The sequence below is a fragment of the Nonomuraea sp. SBT364 genome, assembly GCF_001083785.1.
GTDB lineage: Bacteria > Actinomycetota > Actinomycetes > Streptosporangiales > Streptosporangiaceae > Nonomuraea.
This window is the reverse complement of the sequence record NZ_LAVL01000333.1, coordinates 1-2,137: the sequence shown is the minus strand read 5'-3', so window position 1 is coordinate 2,137 and position 2,137 is coordinate 1. Positions and strand designations below refer to the sequence as shown.

Annotated in this window: 1 protein-coding gene and 1 pseudogene; one reads left to right on the top strand and one right to left on the bottom strand. The window is 72.4% G+C overall.

Annotation, left to right across the window (positions count from 1 at the left end):
- Positions 1 to 9: 9 nt before the first annotated feature.
- Positions 10 to 948: a 2-phospho-L-lactate transferase gene (gene cofD / locus ADY59_RS47150; protein ID WP_049577867.1), complete on the bottom strand. Its 939-nt coding sequence runs from the start codon at positions 946 to 948 to the stop codon at positions 10 to 12.
- Between the two features lie 182 nt (positions 949 to 1,130).
- On the opposite strand from cofD, the pseudogene ADY59_RS47145 reads away from it, so the two are divergent.
- Positions 1,131 to 2,137, top strand: a pseudogene (locus ADY59_RS47145) (hypothetical protein); the annotation flags it as partial.

Below are 2,137 nucleotides of genomic sequence, written 5' to 3'. Positions count from 1 at the left end.
GGTTGTGGGTCATCGGGCGAGCTCCTGGGCGAGGTCGAGGGCGGCGCGGGCGAGGTCGGCCGTGGCGGCCGGGGAGGACATGAGAAGGGGCCGGGACTCGACCCGGACGCCGTCGAGGGCGACGCCGGAGTCCTCGGGCGCCACCAGCCAGCCGTCGAGCAGCTCGGCTCCGTACAGCGAGAGGACGGCCTGGGCGCTGGTCTCGACGCCGATGGCCGTCAGGCAGGCGTCGGCCATGCCGCGCACGGGCGCGCCGCCGATGATGGGGGAGACGCCCACGACGGTCTTGGCCAGCAGGGCGTCGCGGATGCCCGGCACCTGAAGGATCGTGCCGATGCTCACCACCGGGTTGGACGGCGGCAGGACGACCACGTCGGCGTCGGCGATCGCCTCCAGGACGCCGGGCGCGGGCTTGGCCGAATCGACGCCCACCAGCGCGATCGACTCGGCGGGTACGGAGGCGCGCAGCCGCACCCACCACTCCTGGAAGTGGACGGCGCGGCGGCCGTGCTCGTCGCTGATCACCACGTGGGTCTCGCACCGGTCGTCGGACATCGGCAGCAGCCGCACCCCCGGCTGCCAGCGCGCGCACAGCGCCTCGGTGATCTGGGAGAGCGGGTAGCCGGCCTCCAGCATCTGCGAGCGCACGATGTGGGTGGCGAAGTCGCGGTCGCCGAGCCCGAACCACTGCGGCTCGACCCCGTAGGCGGCCAGTTCCTCCTTGACGACGTGGCTCTCCTCGGCCCGGCCCCAGCCCTGCTCCTCGTCGATGCCGCCGCCGAGGGTGTACATGACGGTGTCGAGGTCGGGGCAGACGCGCAGGCCGAAAAGGGTGATGTCGTCGCCGGTGTTGCCGATCACGGTGATCTGGTCGTCCGGCGCGGTCGCGCGGAGTCCGCGCAGGAAGCGGGCGCCGCCGATGCCGCCGGCGAGGGTCACGATGTGCATGCGGCACAGTCTTCCACCCCCCGTTCCTGGACCGGTTTTCACCTTTTCCTGACGGGCCGCAAAACCCTGATATGCGGGGAAAAGAACGACTATTGAGATCTGCGAGCTTCCTGGGACTCCCGCCGGACAAGTCGGTGATGTGGCAAACTCCCTTCGGGCTAAAGGGTCCGATGGGGGTACTTGTGAGCAACTTTGACGTCGCCAGGCTGAAGGAGCCGGCCGCCTGGATCATGCTGGCCGCCGGCGGCCTGGACATCCTGCTGACCATCGGCCGGATCCTGATCGGCCCGACCGGCCTGGACTTCACCGAGCGAGCGTCCATGCACTTCTCCGGCCTGACCAGCCCCGTGATCACGGCGCTGATCCTGGGCGCGGTGCTGCTGGTCACCAAGGTCGGCCCACCTTCGCCCAAGGCCAAGCCCGTCGCGTACGTCGCGGCAGGAGCCCTGGCGGCGGCCGCCGTGTTCGGCGCGCTGTCGCTGCTGCTCGGCCTGTTCGCGGGCAACGACGCGCGCTCGACCGTGGAGTTCTTGCTGACGGGCGTGCCGATGCTGGCGCTGACCGCCGTCGCGCTGGTCTACCTGCTGCCGCAGGTCATGCCCGAGCGCCGCCCGGCGGCCGCGTACGGTCCCGGCTTCCCGCAGCAGGGGTACGGCCAGCAGGGCCAGTTCCAGCAGCAGCCCGGCTACGGTCAGCAGCCCCCGTCGCAGGGCGCCCCCGGATACGGCCAGCAGGGCTTCCCGCAGCAGGGTTACGCCCAGCAGCCCCCGTCCCAGGGCGGCCCCGAGTACGGCCAGGACTACGGCCACCAGCCCGCACCCCAGGCCCAGCCCGACTACGGACAGCAGCCCCACGCGCAGAGCCAGGCCGACTACGGACAGCAGTCTCACGGGCAGAGCCAGGCCGACTACGGCCAGCCCCACGCGCAGAGCCAGCCCGCCGCCCAGGGCCAGCCCGGTCCCCAGACCCAGCAGGGTGCGCAGGGTGTCCAGGGCCAGCACGGGATGCCGGCCCCCGGGATGCCGGGGCAGCCCGTCCCGCAGCCCGGCTACGGCCAGCAGCCGCCGAGCTACGGCGGCCAGCCCGAGCAGTCCCCGTACCAGCAGCAGCCCTACAGCCCCCAGCCGCCGTCGGGCGCGCAGGAGCAGCCGCCCCAGGACGCCTACCAGCCGCCCGCCCAGCCCTACCC